The sequence below is a fragment of the Rhodanobacter sp. Root627 genome (assembly GCF_001427835.1).
GTDB classification, from domain to species: domain Bacteria; phylum Pseudomonadota; class Gammaproteobacteria; order Xanthomonadales; family Rhodanobacteraceae; genus Rhodanobacter; species Rhodanobacter ginsenosidimutans.
In genome coordinates this window covers 126,572-145,307 of the sequence record NZ_LMGW01000003.1, presented here as the reverse complement: position 1 = coordinate 145,307, position 18,736 = coordinate 126,572, and the positions used below count along the sequence as shown (strand labels likewise).

At 64.7% G+C, this 18,736-nt stretch carries 6 protein-coding genes and 1 pseudogene; 3 read left to right on the top strand and 4 right to left on the bottom strand.

Translation table 11 applies throughout. The features are described from left to right. The first annotated feature begins 180 nt into the window (after positions 1-180). Positions 181-1,566 (top strand): cytochrome ubiquinol oxidase subunit I, encoded by a 1,386-nt coding sequence (locus tag ASD68_RS13470; protein WP_056607732.1) that lies wholly within the window; start codon positions 181-183, stop codon positions 1,564-1,566. A gap of 2 nt (positions 1,567-1,568) precedes the next feature. Further along, complete coding sequence (cydB, locus tag ASD68_RS13465) at positions 1,569-2,579, top strand: cytochrome d ubiquinol oxidase subunit II (RefSeq protein ID WP_056607730.1); 1,011 nt, start codon at positions 1,569-1,571, stop codon at positions 2,577-2,579. Between the two features lie 129 nt (positions 2,580-2,708). On the opposite strand, the gene ASD68_RS13460 is transcribed toward cydB, so the two are convergent. Together ASD68_RS13460 and ASD68_RS13455 are read right to left on the bottom strand one after the other, a co-directional pair. Next, the gene (locus ASD68_RS13460; RefSeq protein WP_162247419.1) at positions 2,709-9,164 is read right to left on the bottom strand and encodes an autotransporter-associated beta strand repeat-containing protein; all 6,456 of its coding nucleotides are present in this window, start codon (positions 9,162-9,164) and stop codon (positions 2,709-2,711) included. Positions 9,165-9,512: 348 nt separating this feature from the next. Beyond that, a complete protein-coding gene (locus ASD68_RS13455; protein WP_162247418.1) occupies positions 9,513-10,466 on the bottom strand; it encodes a helix-turn-helix domain-containing protein in 954 nt (317 codons plus the stop codon). A gap of 942 nt (positions 10,467-11,408) precedes the next feature. On the opposite strand from ASD68_RS13455, the gene ASD68_RS17145 reads away from it, so the two are divergent. Further along, positions 11,409-11,867, top strand: a complete 459-nt coding sequence (locus ASD68_RS17145) for a hypothetical protein (protein ID WP_200945410.1) — start codon at positions 11,409-11,411, stop codon at positions 11,865-11,867. A 522-nt stretch (positions 11,868-12,389) separates the two neighbouring features. On the opposite strand, the pseudogene ASD68_RS13450 reads toward ASD68_RS17145, so the two are convergent. After that, positions 12,390-12,825: pseudogene (locus tag ASD68_RS13450) on the bottom strand (M24 family metallopeptidase); the annotation flags it as partial. Positions 12,826-12,882: 57 nt separating this feature from the next. Then, on the bottom strand, positions 12,883-18,660 hold the full coding sequence (locus ASD68_RS17425) for an autotransporter-associated beta strand repeat-containing protein (protein WP_056607722.1): 5,778 nt from the start codon (positions 18,658-18,660) through the stop codon (positions 12,883-12,885). Positions 18,661-18,736: the final 76 nt, after the last annotated feature.

Genomic DNA, 18,736 nt, shown 5'->3' with positions numbered 1-18,736 from the left:
GAGAGGGTTCGGCCGGAGTGGGGAACTCGTCCTCGACCGCACCCTCATCCGGCCCTGCGGGCCACCTTCTCCCGAAGGGTAGAAGGGAGCGACCCTTCCGACCAACGGCGTGGCGAATCGTCGCGATGGTGAGGCTTTCACATGGCGAAGCCTATAGTCCGCGGATTCGTCCCGCGGGAGATGACTGTGCCGACCGCCGAATTCCTGTCACGAATCCAGTTCGGTTTCGTGATGTCGTTCCACATCCTGTTTCCCGCATTCACCATCGGCCTGGCGAGCTGGCTGGTGTTTCTGGAAGCGCTCTGGTTGCGCAAGCGCAGCGCGATGTTGCGCGACCTGTACTTCTTCTGGATGAAGGTGTTCGCCGGCTCGTTCGGGCTGGGCGTGGTCTCCGGCATCGTGATGAGTTTCCAGTTCGGTACCAACTGGGCCGGTCTGTCGACGGTGGCCGGCAACGTGCTGGGGCCGCTGCTCAACTACGAGGTGATGACCGCGTTTTTCCTCGAGGCCACCTTCCTCGGGGTGATGCTGTTCGGCTGGAACCGGGTCAGCCACCGCACCCATTTCATCGCCACCTGCATGGTGGCGCTGGGGACGCTGATCTCCAGCTTCTGGATCCTTGCGGCGAACAGCTGGATGCAGACACCGCAGGGCTACACGATGGTCGATGGGGTGATCCAGGCCACCGACTGGTGGGCGGCGATCTTCAATCCCTCATTTCCGACGCGGCTGGTGCACATGGTGCTGGCCTGCTTCCTGAGTACCGGCCTGGTGGTTGGCGGCGTGTCGGCCTGGTACCTGCTGCGCGGGGTGTGGCAGGACAAGGCGCAGCTGATGCTGCGTTGTGCGCTGGCGTTCGTGGCGATCGTGATCCCGCTGCAGATCCTTGTCGGTGACATGTCGGGGCTGGTGGTGCGCGAGTATCAGCCGGCCAAACTGGCGGCGATCGAGGCGCGCTGGACCACCGAGAAAAGCGTGCCGCTGACCTTGTTTGCGTGGCCGGACGAAAAGGCCGAGCGCAACGATTACGCCGTCGACGTGCCGCATCTTGGCAGCCTGATCCTCACCCACAGCTGGAACGGTGAGGTGCAGGGGCTGAAGGACTTCGCGCCGCAAGACCGGCCACCGGTGGCGGCACCCTTTTTCAGCTTTCGCATCATGGTGGGCCTCGGCCTGCTGATGCTGGCGCTGGCGGTGGTCGGCCTGCTGCTGTGGTGGCGACGACGGTTGTTCGACAGCCGCTGGTACCTGCGTTGCTGGATGGCGATGATGCCGGCCGGTTTCATCGCCCTGCTTACCGGCTGGTACACCGCGGAGATCGGGCGCCAGCCATGGGTTGTCTACGGCGTGCTGCGCACCGTCGACGCGGCCAGCCCGGTGCACGCGTCCAGCGTGCTGACTTCGCTGATCGTCTACTTCGTGACCTACATGATCCTGTTCGGCTTCGGCAGCTGGTACCTGTTCAAGGTACTGCGCACCGGGCCGGACACTGCGCCGGAACGGGTGAGTTTCAATGCCACGGCCGCGCGGCCGCTGGCGGCGGTCGATGATGGCAGGGAGGATTGAGCATGGAACTTTCCACGACATTGCCGGTGGTCTGGTTCCTCATCATCGGCTTCGCGATCATGATGTACGTGCTGCTGGACGGCTTCGTGCTCGGCATCGGCATCCTCGCGCCGTTTGCCGATGACGAGGCGCAGCAGGAGCTGATGATGAACACCGCCGCGCCGATCTGGGACGGCAACGAAACCTGGCTGGTGATGGGCGGCGCCGGGTTGATGGCCGCGTTTCCGCGCGCCTATGCGGTCATCCTGTCCAGCCTGTACCTGCCGGTGCTGGCCATGCTGATCGCGCTGATCTTCCGCGGCGTGGCGTTCGAATTCCGCTTCCGCGCGCACCGTTCGCGGCGCATCTGGGGCGTGGGGTTCCACCTGGGTTCGGTCGTCGCCGCGTTCGCGCAGGGCCTGATGCTGGGCGCCATCGTCGAGGGCATGCCGCTGGAAGGTGGCAAGTACCTGCACGGCGCGTTTGCCTGGTTCAGCCCGTTCTCGGTGCTCACGGGCATGGCGTTGGTGTTCGGCTACGGCCTGCTCGGCGCGACCTGGCTGGTACTGAAGACCGAGGGCCGACCGCAACGCATCGCGCGCGATCTGACCCGGCCGCTGATGCTGGCGGTGATCGCGTTCATGGTCATGGTCAGCGCGTGGCTGCCGTTCCTGGATTCACGGCTGATGGATCGCTGGTTCGCCTGGCCCAACTTCCTTTACCTGTCGCCGCTGCCGATCCTCACCGTGGTGGTGGCCGCATGGCTGTGGCGTGCCGTGCTGGCCAATCGCGAGGTGGCGCCGTTCGTGCTGGCGCTGGGCTTCTTCGCGCTGGGCTTTCTGGGCCTGGTGGTCGGCATGTGGCCGAACATCGTGCCGCCCACGATGAGCATCTGGGACGCCGCCTCGCCGCCGTCCAGCCAGGGCTTCGTGCTGGTTGGCGCGGCGATCATGATCCCGGTGGTGCTGTTCTATACCGCGTACTCGTACCGCGTGTTTCGCGGCAAGGTGAGGGCGGGGGAGGGGTATCACTGAGGGCCGGGATGACCAGACTTCCGTCTGTTGAGAGCCGGGATTGGGGATTGGCAAGAGCGTTGCCGTCTGGAGCCGCGCGTTGGCTTTTGCAAATCCCGAATCCCGAATCCCGAACCAACCAAACCTGTCTCAGAACGTCACGGTCAGGCTCATGCGCGCGCCCTGTTCCGTGGCGTCATTGGCGAACTGGCCGGTGTAGCTGGCATCGACGGTGATGTTGGACGCCACCTTGAAACTCACCCCCAGGTCGGCGGTAAACGCATGCCGGGCCACGGGCACGCCGCCGGTTGCGAAGGGGTCACTGCCGGTGGCGAAACGCATCGAGGTGAGCGGGGTCAGATCGCCCCAGGCCTGTTGCCAACCCAGGCCGGCGTGGCCATGGATGGTGCTGGCGTGGTCGAGTGCAAAGGTATCGCGCAGGCCCAGCGTGGCGACGTTTACCGAGGCGCTGTGGCTGGCCACAGCGAGGGCGGCAGCGCCGCCGCCTTCAGTCACCGCGTCGTTGTGTACCCGCACCCGCGCCAGATTCAGGAACGGCTCCAACTGCTGGCTGGGGCCAAGGACGATCTGATAGCCGCCTTCGACGTAGGCTTGGGTGGTTTGGGCGTCATGCTCTCCGTGCAGGCGTTCGCCGAACGCGCCAAACGCTACCGTGCGATGCGTGGTCACGTTCTGCCATGCGTACGCCGCACCACCGCGCAGCACGAACGCGCCCACGCGGACGTTGGCGTAAAGGCCGGCCTGCTCGCTGCGCCAATGGGCGGAGGAGCCGACGTGGCGGGACTGGAGCGAGTTTTGTCCATGACCAATCACCGCGCCCAACCGCGCATCGGAACCGACCGCCAGATCGGCGCCGATCAGCAGCCCGCTGCCGTTGGCGTTGAGCGAGGCGGTGTTGCCGTCACCCGCGTGGTCACCACCGTGGTTCCAGACGCTGGCCCAGGCGCTGGTGCCGCCGGTGGTGCGGCCTTTTTTGCCGTCGAAACCACGCAAATGACGGTTGATCGTTTCGCGCACGTAACGGCTGTCATCGATCAAGGCGGTGGTGGTGCTGGCGTGGATGGCGCCGGCGAGCTGATCAAAGGCAGGTCGTGCGATCGTGGCGTCGGAGGTGGTCAGAGCATCGTAAACGGAGTGGCCGAAGCCGAGTGAATCGGCCACCGTGGCCACGGCACCCTGGTTGCCGGTCTGCGTCACGCTGACAAAGCTGATGTCATTACGTTGCAGCGACAGGCTGACCGCATTGGCGTGGTAACTCAGTACCGGCGTGAGGAAGGTCAGGCTGGAACGGGCCGAGTCGAACTGGCCGCTGAGGCCCTGGGCAGCGCTGAGCACGGTGTAATCAGTCTGTGGTGCCCAGTTGCCGGTCTGCGCCAGCACCAAGGCGCTGCCGCCCAGGATGGCGACCTTGCCCTCAGCGACGATCGCATCGGCCTGCCCATCGGGCATGGCCTCGACCTGATAGCTGGAGCCGGGCCGGAACGTGGCGTCGCCAGCAATGTGCAAGGTGCCGATGGAGTTGCCCGGCGTCACCGTGCCGGAAAGGTCCAGTCCGCCGATGCGGCCGATGCCGCCGAGGCTGGCATCACTGGCCACCGTCACGATGCCGCCGAGACTGGCGTTGGCGTGGCTGTCGTCGCCGACGATCAGCTTGCCCGCTTGCACGCGGGTGTTGCCGCTGAATGGATTTGTACGGTTGAGCGTCAGCATGCCGTTGCCGAGTTTCGTCAGCGTTCCGGTGCCGGAAACTGCCCCGGTGAACGCGCCGCCCGCTGTTTGATGAAGGACCAATGTGGCGTTGTTGGTGATGTTGCCTTGCAGACTTCTGGTATCGCCCTGCAGCGTGCCGGCGCTGATGGTGGTGCCGCCGCTGTAGCTGTTGGCGCCGGTCAGGGTCAACGTGCCGGCGCCGAGTTTCGTCAGCGTGCCGGTGCCGGAAACTGCCCCGGCAAACGTGCCGTCCGTGGTTTGATCAAAGACCAGCGTGGCGTTGTCGATGATGTCGCCCCGCAGGCCGGTGGTATCGCCCTGCAGGGTGCCGGCGCTGATGGTGGTGCCGCCGCTGTAGCTGTTGGCGCCGGTCAGGGTCAACGTGCCGGCGCCGAGTTTGCTCAGCGAACCCGTACCGGAAATGGCACCGGCAAACGCGCCGCCCATGGTTTGATCAAAGACCAGCGTGGCGTTGTCGATGATGTCGCCCTGCAAGCTTCTGGTGTCGCCCTGCAGGGTGCCGGCACTGATGGTGGTGCCGCCGCTGTAGCTGTTGGCCCCAGCCAGGGTCAATGTGCCCGCGCCGAGCTTGCCCAGTGAGCCGGCGCCGGAAACCGTGCCGACAAAGCTGCCGTCCGTGGTCTGGTTGAAGAGCAGCGTGGCGTTGTCGATGATGTCACCCCGCAGGCTGGTGGTATCGCCCTGCAGGGTGCCGGCACTGATGGTGGTGCCGCCGGTGTAGGTGTTGGCGCCGGTCAGGATCAGGGTGCCGAGGTCGGTCTTGTTCAGGCCATCGGTGCCGGCGATCACGGCGCTGATGGTGGCGGTGCTGTTGGCACCGGTGCTGCTGCCGTCACCGACACGGAGGATCGGCATGCTGCCGGCACTGATCAAGGTCAGTGTGTCGCCGGTCAGGGTGTAGCCGTCGCTGGCAAATTGCAGGCCGGTGGCGCTGACGGCAGTAGCGCTGTTGTCCACAGTCACCGTGCCCGGCGTGCCGCCGAAGATGGTGAAGCCCGGCTGCGGCTGCATGGCCAGGGTGACGTTGCCGTTGGCATCGGTCCACACCGGGGCCGTGGTCGACCATGTGCCATCGCCGCCACCGCTGGTGCTGTTGCTGGCCAGGCCGTTGGCGTTCCAGAAGTTCAGGGTCAGCCCGGTCGCGTTGATCAGGTTGACTTGCTTGCTGCCGGTCAGCGTCTGGAGGGTGTACGTGCCGCTGGGGACGGTGCCCAGACTGACGCCGCCATGGCTCTGGCTCAGCGTGCCGCCGTAGGTAAACAGGTTGTAGACGCCGGCGCCGAAGCCGCCGATGTCGGTGATGTTGAGTACGGCACCGTCGAGCGTCAGGTTGCCGCCCACCACGGTGCGATCACTCTGGCCGAAAGTGCCGAGGCCGGCACCGGGGGCGCCGAACTCGTAATCCAGCACGCTGCCCTGCGTGGTGGTGAAATCGCCGGTCACGTTCAGCGTGCCGATGGAGTTGCCCGGGGCCAGATGGGCGCCAGCGGCCAGCGTGACGTTGCCGCCGATGCTGCCGTGGCCACCCACGGTGGCGCCGCTGACGACGGCAACATCACCAGCAACGCTTGCGCTGGCGTGGGTGTCGTCGCTGCCCACGATCAGCTTGCCTGCCTGCACCGCGGTGCTGCCGGTGTAGCTGTTGCTGTCGTCGAGAATCAAAGTGCCGCTGCCGGTCTTGGTCAGCCCGCCGGCTCCGGTGATGACACCCGTATGGGTGAGATCGGCATCGGTCTGGAAGGTGCCGCCGCCGGCGCCAAGGGTCGTGGCCCGGTCGGTGGCGAAGGCGGCGGTGTTTTCCAACGTGCCGCCGTCGAAGCTCAAGCCCCCGCTTGCATCTCCCAGACCCGTGTCGCTGTCCGTGCTGATGATGCCGCCATCGAATTGGGTGCCGCCCAGGTAGGCGTTTTCGCCGCTCAGTCTCAGTGTGCCGGTGCCAAACTTGCGCAGGGTGGTGCCGTCAGACCCCGTGTCCGAAATGCTTCCACTGAAGTTGCCCGAGCCGATGGCAAGCGTCTCATTTCCGAAAAGTTGAGAACCTTCGACGGTGCCCGACCCCATCAGTGTCTGGAAGGCTTCGCTGGAATCGAATAATTGATAATTCCCATTGACGGTGACCGTCGAGGTATCCGCGATTTGATCATCAGCAGATTGAACAACTCGGGACCCGCCATTGATCTGCAGATCCCCGGCGATGGCTGTCGCTCCGGACGACTTTGCCAACTGCAGACCGTTCAATCCATTTACGGTGGTCAACCCGGCATAACTGTTGTCGACAGTTCCTCGCATGTAGACGATTGCGCCGGCATGGAGAGTCAAGCCTGCCGCGCCTGAAATGGAGCCTTTCAATGTCAAGGTCCAGTCGTCGTTGGTGATCGTTCGGCTCGCCGAGCCCAGGTCGATATTTCCATTCAGCGTCAGCACGTCGCCTATCGACGCCGTCCGGGTCACGTCGCCATTGAGGACGATGTCATTGGCCAGGGTCTTGCTCCCTGAGGTATGGCTCAGGGTGGTACCGTCTTCGATCGTCAACGTGCCCGTGCCGAGGGCTGCGTTGTTCCCGATGACTAGCATGCCCTCGCTCAGTGTGGTTCCGCCGCTGTAGCTGTTGGCAGCGGTCAAGGTCAGCGCGCCGTCGCCGAGTTTGTCGAGCGCGCCGCTGCCGGAAACGACGCCGCTGTAGGTCAGATCATCGCTGCGATCGAACGACAATGTTCCGGCGTTGGCGACGTCGCCGTTGCCGATCGAGCCGATGGTGCCGCCATTGCCGATCTGCAAGGTGCCATCGCTGATCGTGGTGCCGGTCACGCTGGACAGATCGTTGCTGTCGATGATCCAGCTGCCGCTGCCGGCCTTGCTCAGCGCACCGGCAAAGGTGGTGGTGCCGGTGACGGCATGCGAATACAACTGTGCCGTGGTGTTGTCACCATCCAGCGTCAGGGTCGAGGCGGCGTTAGTGCCGATCACCAGGTTGCCGGTGATGGAGCCGCCGGCGGTCAACGTCGTGGTGTTGGCCGAACCCGGATCCAGTACAACGTCACCGTCGATGATGCCGGCATTGTTCAAAGTGGCGGGGCCGCCGGTCGGCGGCAACGTGAAACCAAATCCGAACAGGTCGGCCAGCATGAACGCTTCGCCCAAGTCAGGCATAAGAAAACTGAAAGCGTCCTCCGTGTAGGACAGTACCGCTGGATTGACCGCGCCTGCCTTGATCGTGGCGCCTGCAGCATTGGTTATGCTGCCACCCTTGACGAAAGCGACGCCGATGGACGTCCCTTCAATAATCCCGCCGGCGTTATTGTGAATCGTTATGGCATCGCCGCTGCCTGCGCCAGTGTCTCCGCTGATGTGACCATCATTGGTCAACACGCTGCCCTCCAGGAGGGTAAAAACACCATAGGTCTTGCCGCTGATGCTTCCGGTCTGGCTGTTGTTGATGTGAGCCACGCCGCCGTTGACTATCAGGCCGTAACCGTCGCCGCCGCTGCCGCGCGCACTGATGCTGCCGTCATTGAACAATGTGGTTGCAATCGTGCCGCTCGCGGAGCCGTTGTTCAAAAGCGTCACGCCGGCCACGTCCCCGGCGATGCTGGCGTTGAGACGGTTGTAAACGGTGGTCGTGCCGTCGCCGCCAGCGAATACCCCGGCGTCGGCGGTGAGGCTGCCACCATTGTCGATGGTCATGGTGTTGACCAGCGGCGCGGCGGCTGCGTAGCTCGCCGCAGAAATAGCGTTGTTCAGGACAACCCCGGGATCGATCTTCAGCATGACGGAAGTGCCGATGTTGGAGGTGGCAAGCACATCGCCGGTACCCAGTGCGCCGGTGGCAGCTGCTTCCAGTGTGCCATCCACCAAATAGGTAGTGCCGCTGTACGTGTTGGCGCCGCTGAGCGTCAGCGTTCCTGCCCCACGTTTCTGGAGGCTTCCGCTGCCATTGATCACGTTGGTGGCGGTGATGTCATGGCCGTTGGTGTCAAATCCGCCGCCGTCAGTGCCGAGGGTGAATTCGCCTGCGGCAAAGTTTTGAAAGACATCCGTGGTGGATACCAGGGCGCGGAATATGCCGCCGTTGAAAGTCACTGATCCCGCATCGGCTTTTACGATGCCGCCAGTGGCCAAGGTGCCGCCGCTATTCAAGAAAAGGTTGCCGGTGCCAGCATTGCCGAGACCAAATTCCCCAAGGCTTGCCGAGGTTGTCAGCAGTGCGTTGTTGGAGATGGTGAGTGATCCGGTGCTTCCACTGCCGACCACTACGTCGGCCAGGCCGGGTGAGCCGGTGTTCACGACCGTCCCGGCTCCATCGATAGTCATTGAGCCGGCATTACTAGCGCCAACGTCAATGCGTTGGGCATTGAGGATGGCGCCCCCATTGATGGTGAGCGTGCGGTTGTTCTGGATACGGAGATTGCCGATGGTTTCGGTTCCGCTGCCCAGGAGCGCATCGTCATTCTGATCGAGCCAGACGTCGGTCCCGCTGGTCGGCACGCCGTTGTCCCAGTTGGAGGGGGTGTTCCAATTGGAGTCGGTGGCGCCGGTGAAGTGCGTCGTTTGCGCTTGAGCTGCGGGGACGACGAGTGCGGCGGCAAGCAGGCTGACGGCGAGGGTGGTGGCATTGGCGCCCATTTTACGGCGCAAATCCAGATGTTCCGTGGGATGGAAAGCGATGATCTTGCCGACTTTCATCCCGACGACGGCGCCGATCCGCCTCGCACCGTGCGCATTGCGTTTGCGCCCATAACGGCCACTCTTGCCGACTGACGTGCTGCTGCTCCCGTGGCCGCCACCGGTCAGTTCAGAAGCAACCTGCAGCATCCTGAGGCTGCGATTGAAGATCAGTCGGTAGATCCGGTTCATGTGGTTTCCCATGTGATTTTTGTCAGGTGCAGATCAGCTGTGTGCAAAGCCGCTGCCAGCGAAACCTGTGCGCCTTGCGTCCAGGTTTCGCGATCAAGCGGGTGCGTGCGGTCTTGCCCCTGTCTCGTTTCCACCAACGGCGTGTCCGCGGCAGACCCCTGTCTCCCCGGCGGGCATGGCAACCACGTCACGTGTCACGGGTTCTGCAATGTGGTGCGTGCCGCTGACGTGTGCGCGTACGCACGTCATCCTTTTCGGAAGGTAGGTGCGAAGCAGGTGTCGCGACTATCCGATTTCCGCAACAGACCCGGCGCAGGCAGCGCTGCGCCGGGTTTCATGGGGCGGTGGTCAGAGCCCGAGCGTGATGGAGGGGGCTTCGTCAAAGGCCCGTTTGTAGTCGAGTGAAAAACGGCCCAGATGCAAAAAGCCGTGGCGCATGGCCACCGCCGTGACGGTCGTGGTCCGCGGGTCTGAAGTGAGCAGAGTTTCGCGCACGCGATTCAGACGGCACATGCGCAGATAGGCCAGCGGGGACATCTGCACATAAGCGCGGAACGCATACTGAAGGGTGCGTTCGGACACGCCGAGTTGCGTGCAGATATCGACGATGGTGGGCACGCTGTCGGCAGCGAGACGCTCTTCGACAAAGATACGCGCCGCCCTGCAGGTGTGGAGCGCACGCGCGCGTTCCATGGGCGGCGGTGCGGGTTCGTTCGTTCCTGGCGAGACAACCATCTGCAGGATGTTTTGCAGCAAGACGCCGTGTGCGACGGACAGGTCAACAGATTCGCCCGATGCCGCAATCGCTTCGTACGTCTCGAGAAAACCATTGACGAGATGACGGAAGCTGGCTTGCTGCCCTGTGGCCATCGACAGCAACTGTGTTGGCGTACGTTCCCAATCCGCAGGACTGAGCGTCCGCGCATCGCGCATGAATTCATCCTGGTTGAAGCTGACATACGTGGTTTGAGCGCCGGCAGGCACGTAAAGATCGAACTCCCTGTTTCCGGGCATGAAAAAGATGGTGGCGGCTTCATCCGCGCAATGTTGGGAAAAGCGGAATGTCGGGTCTGGCGTGCAACACGAAACGGTACAGAAGTTCGGCGGCGTGATGCCCAGCTTCTGTACCGCTACCTGTTGGTGCTCCCGCACGATCTGTTGGCTACCTAGATCGAGGCTGTCCATCTGCGTCAATCGCTTGCCTCGCCCCAGTTGATAGCACTCCATCTCGACCCAGGGTTGCATCGCGGCCTGTGTGGCGGCCGCCTCGATCACTGCCGAGCGCACGTTGCCTGCGGTCACGAGGATCGCTCCTGCGAGGACATTTCGAGGCGTTGATGGTGCTTCGGAACCCACCCGCCGGTTCTTGGCAGCTGTCGAGTTCGCCGTCATGTCGGGCTCACGGCCAAGTCTGCCGGGCTGGGTTCGGCGACGCTGCCGCTGACGTGAACGCGAGCGAAAATGGACGGATGATAGCGATGTCCCCCGACATGCGTTGGCTCCCGTCCATCAAGACGGTCCTGGCATCCGTTGCGCGCCGATGTCACATAGGCAACGTCACCACCGTGAAAAACGGGCGCAGAGTGTGCACCGCGTTACCCCTGCGAGCGAGGGTAGCTTGCACCCATACAGGGGTCAAAGCGGAATGGCACTGACTCCGGCCGTCGGACTCCCCTAACCGTTCACGCTCAGCGCTGCCAAGCCCGGACAGCCCATCTCCGGCATGTCCTTCGACTTCGGCCTTCGGCCTACGCTCAGGACGAACGGGGGCTTAAGTAAGTGTCAGTGTATCGAGGAGAACAGCCATGCTGTTCGAACTTTGTAAACGATGAGGGTAGGCCCCTCGACATCGGCGTCAAGGCGTTGGTGTCAAATCACCCACTGCTGCTGTCGTCAAGAGCGATGGTGGTGAGCGAGCTGGGAAAAGGCCGGTCGAGAATCGGTCAGGTAGGTCCGCAAGAGATGAACGAAAGTGAACCACTGATGAGGCTTCGAAATACTTTCAGATGTTGTCAAAACCATGCCGCTGGTACAGGCACGGGACGAGATTGGTGGCCGCGCTACGTTGGCCAATCGGCAACCGGCGTAAAGGTGGCATGACTTGCGGATAGGCGTTTACAAGGAACTTGAGAACCTGTCGTCGCGGTGCAAAGGGAGCCGGCCAAGTGGAGACCCCACAAGGCCCAGAGTACCGATGCGCGGCACAGGGGCGGACTCGTTCGTAGTAGCGATGAAGGGGCTGTAATGGCGCTGGAGCGAAGGGGCGAGCCTGTCCTGTCGGCTGACCGTGACCAACCGCGAAGCGGGGTGAGTCAAGGTCAGACGATAAAATCATTCAACATCAGCAAATGCGCAGTGTGGGGGGCGTGGAAGCGCGTCAAATCCAATGGCGGAGCAGCGGGCATCGACGATCAAAGCCTCATTGATTTTGAGGCTGATCTATCAGGCCATCTGTACAAGCTGTGGAACCGCATGAGTTCCGGCAGCTATGTGTCGTCGGCGGTCAAGCGTGTCGACATTCCCAAAGCGGATGGCGGCACGCGACCGCTGGGCATTCCCACCGTCGCCGCTCGCGTCGCATTACGGCGTGCAAGCTACGCCTGCATCCGCACAAGACGCATCTGGTGTATTGCCCGAACGGCGACGGCAATCCGGGCCGCTGGCCGACCACGCAGTTCGACTTTCCGGGCACACCTTTCGTGATCGATGTGTGCGTCTGAGGACGGGCCAACGGGTTACGGGATTCACCCCGGCAGTCAGCCGCAAGGCGATGAAGCGGATGGGTGGCCAGATCAAGCATTGGTGCGTGGGCAGACAAGTCCACCGGACCGCGTTCGAGCTGGCGGGTGCCTATCGATCTACCTTGCAAGGGTGGCTGAACTACTACGGGCGTTTTACCCGCAGTGGCCTGTCTGCGCTGTGGTGGTACTTCGATAATCGGTTGGTGAGCTGGGTGCACCAGAAATGCCGGAAAAGGTATTGCAGTGTGGCTCAAGCTGCGCGATGGCTGGCGCGAGTCAGGCAGCGGTACCCCACCCAGGTTGTTTCCGCACCGGGGTTCCACGCCATGCTGAACATGAATGGTTGGACAGGAAGAGCTGTATGAGGCGAGAGTCTCACGTACGGTTCTGTGAGAGCTTTGGGGGGTGGTTCCCGAGAGCTACTCGACTTCGGGTCAAGGCGCGGTTGCGAGGGGCAGCACACCTCGCGCAGGTGATGCACCCATCAACCGAGTGCGGCAAACGCATTGCGGCTGAGGTTTCCCGGCGCGTCATTGGTGCAGGCCACGTCATCCTCGATGCGGATGACGCCGTAGGGGCCGAACGCGTCGACTTTCGCCCAGTCGATGTCGCCGGCCAAGGATTGGTCGCGCAGTTCGGCCAGCAGCATGTCGATGAAATACAGCCCGGGTTCGATCGTCACCACCATGCCCGGCTCCAGCATGCGGGTCATGCGCAGGTACGAATGGCTGGCCGGGCGGGCGATCATGCCACCGCACTTTCCGCACCTTCCGGATGATGCCGTGCTCGCGCAAGACGCCGGCCAGTACGCCGTGGGCGTGGACGTGCCGCTCGGGGTAGCTCTGCCCTGCGCGCACCATCGACACGAAGCCCGGCTGGGCCGCGTCGATGCTGTCGATCAAGGCCTGGAATTCGCCCGCGACATTCGGCCTGCCAACCCGCGAATCACTTCGCGGGTTGGCAGGCCGAAACCGGTCTCAGAACGTCACGGTCAAACTCATGCGTGCGCCCTGGTCCTGCACGCCGCTGGCGAACTGGCCTAGGTAGCTGGCATCCACGGTGACATTTTTCGCCAGCTTGAAGTCGATGCCGAGATCGGTGGTCACGGCATGCCGCGCCACCGGCATGCCGGCGATTGCGAAGCTGTCACCGCCTGCCACGAAGCGCATCGAGCTGACGGGTGTCAGATCACCCCAGGCCTGCCGCCAGCCAAGGCTGGCATGGGCACGGATGCCGCCAGCGGCATCGAGGGTCAGCGTGTCGCGCAGGCCCATCGTGGCGGTGTTCACGGAGGCGCTGTTGGCGGCGATGGCCAACGCGGCGTCGCCGCCGCCTTCCTGCAGGGCATCGTCATGCACACGCACGTGTGCCAGGTTCACGAACGGCTGCAGTTGCTGGCTCGCGCTCACGTCGAAGCGGTAGCCGCCTTCCACGTAGGCCTGTGTTGTCTGCGCATGATGCTGGCTGGTGAGCCTTTCGCTGTAACTGCCAAACGCGACCGTGCGATGGCCACGCACGTCCTGCCACGCATACGCCGCGCCGGCGCGCAGCTCGAACGCACCGAACGTGCTGCTCGCGTAGAGGCCGGCATGGTCGCCGAGCACATGCGCCGACGAGCCCACGCTGTTGGACCGGATCGAGTTCTGGCCATGGCCGATTACCACGCCCAGTCGGCTGTTGCCCAGTGGCAGGTCGGCACCGAGCAGTACGCCGCTGCCATTGGCCTGCAGCGTGGCGGCATTGCCGTCATCGTCATCGTGCCCGCCGTGGCCCCAGACGCTGGTCCAGACGCTGACGCCGTCGGCCGTCGCACCTTCGCTGCCGTCGTGATTGAGGCCCAGCAGGTGGCGGTTGACGGCATCGCGCACATGGTGGCTGTCGTCGATCAGTGCCGTGCGAGTACCGGGGTAGATCGTGCCCGACAGCTGGTCGAAGGCGTGCCGCGCGCTGGCCGCGTCGAGCGTGGTCAGGGCGAGGTAGGTGGCATTGGCTGAACCGAGGCCATTGGCCGCGGTGGCCACGGCAAGCTGGTTCGGCGTCTGCGCCACGGTGTTGAAATTGATGCTGTTGCGCTGCAGCGACAGCGTCACCGCATTCGCGCCATAGCTCAACACGGGGTTGAGGAACAGCAGGCTGGAGCTGGCCGAGGTGAACTGCCCGCTCACGCCGCCGCTCGCGGTGAGGATGGTGTAGTCGGTGCTCGGCGCCCACGTGCCCGCTTCGGCCAGTACCAGCGAGCTGCCTGCGAGGCTGGCCGTCCCGACCACGTTCAACAGGCTGGCCTGGCCGGTGGGTGTGGCATCCATCTTCAACACGCCGTTGGCGGCCTGCACGTAGTTGCCCTGAACCGTCAGCGTGCCGATCGAACCGCCGGCCCACACCGTGCCGCCATTGGTAACGTTGCCGCCGATGGTGCCGTGGCCGCGCAGCGTGCCGGCCGCATTGACCGTCACGTTGCCACCGAGGGCGGCCGATGGCGTCGCCGCGTCGCCCACCTCCAGTGTGCCGGCCTGCACCGTAGTGCTGCCGGCGAAGCTGCTGCTGTTGCCGGTCAGTACCAGCGTGCCGCCGCCGCCCAGACTCAGCGAGCCGTTGCCGGTAATCGCGTCGGCGAAGGTGCTGGTGGCGGTCTGCTCGAACACCAGGGCGGCGTTGTTGGTGATCTTGCCCTGCAGGCTGGTGGCATCACCCAGCAGGGTGCCGGCGTTGATCGTGGTGCCGCCGGTGTAGGTGTTGGTGCCGGTGAGGGTCAGCGTGCCCGTGCCACTTTTGGCAAGCGAGCCGCTGCCGCTGATCGCACCGGCGAAGGTGCCGCTGGCCGTCTGGTCGAACACCAGGGCGGCGTTGTTGGTGATGTTGCCCTGCAGGCTGCTGGCATCGCCTTGCAGCGTGCCGGCCGTGATCAAGGTGCCGCCGCTGTAGGTGTTGGCACCCGTGAGCACCAGCGTGCCGGCGCCGAGCTTGTTCAGTGCGCCGCTGCCGCTCAACGCCTGTGCCGCGGTAAAGCGGTTGCCGGCATCGGCGATGTCGATGCCGCCACCCTGGGCGCTCATGGCGAGGGTGCGCGCAGTGCTGTTGAACGTGGTACCAGTGACCTGCAGCACGCCACCATTCAGGCTGAGGTTGCTGCTGGCGGCACCGAGGTTGGCGTCGCTGGCGACCGACAGCGTGCCGCCGCTGATCGTGGTGCCGCCGCTGTACGTATTGGTGCCGGTAAGTACCAGCGTTCCGAGATCGCTCTTGGTCAGGCCGTCACTGCCGGCCAGCACGTTGCCGATGGTCGCGGTCATGTCGACGCCGGCGCTGGAGCCGTCGCCCACGCGGATCACCGGTGCGATGCCGTTATCGCCGACCAGGGTCAGCGCGTTACCGTCCAGCGTGTAACCGTCGGTGGCGAACTGCAGGCCGAGCGCACTCACCACACCGGCGCTGTCGTCCACCGTTACCGCACCGGCCGCGCCGCCGAAGATGGCGAAGCCGGGTTGCGGCTGCATCGGCGCGGATACCGCCGCGTGGGCGTCGGTCCAGTTCGGCGACGTAGCTGACCAGTTGCCATTGCCGCCGCCCATCTGCGTAGCCGTGGCCAGCCCATCGCCGTTCCACAGGCTCAGCGTCAGGCTGCTGGTGGCGAGCAGGTTGATCTGCTTCTGCGCAGTGAGGCTCTGGATCATCAGGGTGTCACCGGCTGGCATGGCGCCCAAGCCGATGCCGCCATTGGTTTGGGTCAGCGTGCCGCCGTAGGTGAACACGTTGTACAGACCCGGCCCCATACTGCCGGCATCGGTGACGTTGAGCACGGCACCATCCAGTGCGAGGTCGCCGCCCACGTGCACGCTGTCGCCGCTGCCGGCGGTCTGGTTGTTCGCGCCCGGCGCACCAAACTCGAAATCAAGCTGGCTGTTGTGGGCGAAGGAGGCATTGCCGCCGATGGTCAGCGTGCCGATGCTGTTGCCCGGTGCCAGGTGCGCACCGTCCAGCACATCGACGTTGCCACCGACACCACCGTGGCCGCCTAACGTGGTGCCGCTGTCCACCGTCACGTTGCCGCCCAGTGCTGCGCCATTACCGGCGACGCTGCCAATGACGAGCCTGCCATCCTGCACCGTACTGGTGCCGGCGAACGCGCTGCTGTTGCCGTCGAGCATAAGCACGCCGGTACCCTGCTTCAGCAAGGCACCGGTGCCGCTGATGACGCCGGCCAGGGTCAGGTCGCTGTCGGCCTTGAAGGTGCCGCCGCCGCTGGCCAGTCCGATGGCCCGTGCCGTGGTGAACGCAGCGGTGTTTTGCAGCGCGCCGCCATCAAGGAGCAGGCCACCCGAAACAGCGCCGAGGTTGTTGTCGCTTGACACCGACAAGGTGCCGGCGCTGATCGTCCACGGCGTAACCGCCGTCGTGTTGCCGGTCAGCGCCCAGGTACTGTTGCCGGTTTTCTGGTAGTTGGTGAAGCCGTAATACTGCGGGGTAGCGGTGTACGAAGTCGGCGCGGTACTCACGATGTGGGACACATCGAAAGCTGTGCTGGGGTCGGTGTCGCCACCCAGCGCCAACGTGTCACCACCACCGGTACTACCGCTGCTGCTGACCACGTTACCGCCGAAGCTGTAGCCGTTTTCCAGGGTCAGTGTGTTGCCACCGCCGCTGAAATCCACTGCATCGGCCTGGGTGCCGCCGCTGATGTTGCCGGCATTGAAGATGGTGGAGTTACCCGTGGCAATGACGCCGGCTGCACTTTGGCCAGAGAGGCCAGGCCCGTTTGGCAGGGAGGAGTTGCCACCGCTACCGCCATGGCCGCCGTGGATGGTGTTGTTGTTGACGAGGGTGAATCCGGAACCGCTGAGTGCTGCACCGCCTGCGCCGCCTGTACCGCCTATGTTGGTAAGGGCGCTGTAGGGGGATGTGCCGCCATTGCCGCCGTTGCCCCCGGTGATAACGCCGTTGTTGGTAAAGGTGAATTCAGTGCCGCTGATGGCTGTGCCGCCACTACCTCCGCTGCCGCCGGTGCCGGACACCGGTGGGAGCCCGCTGCTGCCGCCGTTACCGCCATCACCGCCGTTACCGCCGTTACCGCCGTTACCGCCAGCTATTGTGCCGTTATTGGTGGCGATGAATTGTGTGCCGCTGATTCCGTCACCGCCATGCCGGCCGCTACCGCCGGTGCCGCCGTTACCGCCGGGGGTGAAAGAGGGCGGTGCGCTGCCATCACCACCTTTGCCACCTTTGCCGCCGTTACCACCGCTACCACCGTGGACTTCACTGCCCGCCGTCACGTTCAGAAGGGTGCCGCGTTCTGCGGTAACTGCGAGGCTGCCATCTGTCCCGCTGCCACCGACTGTACCGTTGCTACTTCCGCTGCCATCGCTTCCGACAGTGCCGTCCTGGCCATGGGAGCCGCCCAGTGAGGCGGTGGTGGTGCTCGTACCGACTTGCAGCGTGCCAGCCAGCAATTGCCAGTTCTGGCCGCTGCCCGTATCCGTCAGCGTCCAGGTGCTGCTGCCGGTTTTTTCGTAGTGGTTGAAGCCGAAATAAACCGGCGTTCCGCTGTAACTGGCCGGTGCACTGGCAACAATGGTCGAGAGATCAAAGCTGCCGTCGCCGGCGCCGCCGTCAGTCGTGCTGTCGCCGCCCAGACCGAGCGTGTCGCCGCCGTTGCTGGTACCGCTGCTGCTGACCACGTTGCCGGTGAAGCTGTAGCCGTTCTCCAGCGTCAGCGTGTTGTCGCCGCCGCTGAGGTCGATGGCATTGGCCCGGGTGGTGCCATCATCACTCAGGCCGCCGCGGATGCTGCCGGCATTGATGATGGTGGAACCGGTGCCGGCGGCAACGCCAGCGCCACCGGCCCCACCGGCGCCACCACCGGCGCTGCCAGAACCACCAACGCCGCCCTGACCACCTTGGATCAGGCCGCCAGCCTCGTTGGTGAGGGTGACCCCGGTGCCCGTGGTCGCCACGCCGCCGCCGCCGCCGCCGCCGCCGTAACTGCCGCTGCCGCCGGCGCCGCCGCTGCCGCCGCTGCCGCCAAGCAGCGTTCCGCTGTTGATGAAATAAGAACCATTGCCGATCAGCACCGCCGCGCCGCCACCGCCGCCGCCGCCGCCGCCGTAGCCGACGCCGAAGCCGCCGTCGCCGCCGCTGCCGCCCTGGATGGTGTTCGAGTTGGTCGTGCTGGTGGTTACCGCCACGCCGCCGCCGCCACCGCCGCCGCCGCTGTAGTAGCCTCCGGAGCTGCCGCCGCCGCCGCCGCCACCCACCCCGCCCGTCTGCAAACTACCGCCACCGCCACCGCCACCACCGCCGCTGCCGAAGCTGGAGCCGCCGCCGCCCGAGGCGCCGCCACCGCCACCGCCACCGCTGTTACCGTCGCCACCGCCGATGCTGTTGAAGCCACCGCCGCTGCCGCCGCTGCCGTAGGTACCCTGGCCTGACGAGCCGGTGCCGGAGGCGCCACCAGCTCCGCCGGCATTACCGGCATCACCCGTACCGCCCGTGCCGCCCACTAGGAAGGTGCCGATGCCACCCGTACCGCCATTGGTACCGCAGGTCACGGTCGCGCTCGGTGTGCAGGGCGTGGTCGCCGCCCAGCTCGGCAGGGCCACCGCCGCCAGTACCGCGCCAACGGCGGCGGCCAGCCGGGTTGTGCGCAGTGCGGGCCGGCGTTGCGTGCTGCCTGCGTTGCCACGCGTGGTGTGGGCCAGCTCCGAGGCCACCTGCATGACGCGCAACGCGCGGTTCCAGACCAGACGGTAAATGCGATTCATGGTGTTTTCCTCGGCACGCCGGTTAGGACGATTGACGCGATGGGGTTATCGGCAAACGGCCCGAATGAAGGCCGGC

Bases quoted from the DNA above. Each gene is read 5' to 3' on its own strand.
- ASD68_RS13470 (WP_056607732.1), top strand. From the start codon at position 181: ATGACTGTGCCGACCGCCGAATTCCTGTCACGAATCCAGTTCGGTTTC.
- cydB (WP_056607730.1), top strand. From the start codon at position 1,569: ATGGAACTTTCCACGACATTGCCGGTGGTCTGGTTCCTCATCATCGGC.
- ASD68_RS13460 (WP_162247419.1), bottom strand. From the start codon at position 9,164: ATGAACCGGATCTACCGACTGATCTTCAATCGCAGCCTCAGGATGCTG.
- ASD68_RS17145 (WP_200945410.1), top strand. From the start codon at position 11,409: ATGGCGCTGGAGCGAAGGGGCGAGCCTGTCCTGTCGGCTGACCGTGAC.
- ASD68_RS17425 (WP_056607722.1), bottom strand. From the start codon at position 18,660: ATGAATCGCATTTACCGTCTGGTCTGGAACCGCGCGTTGCGCGTCATG.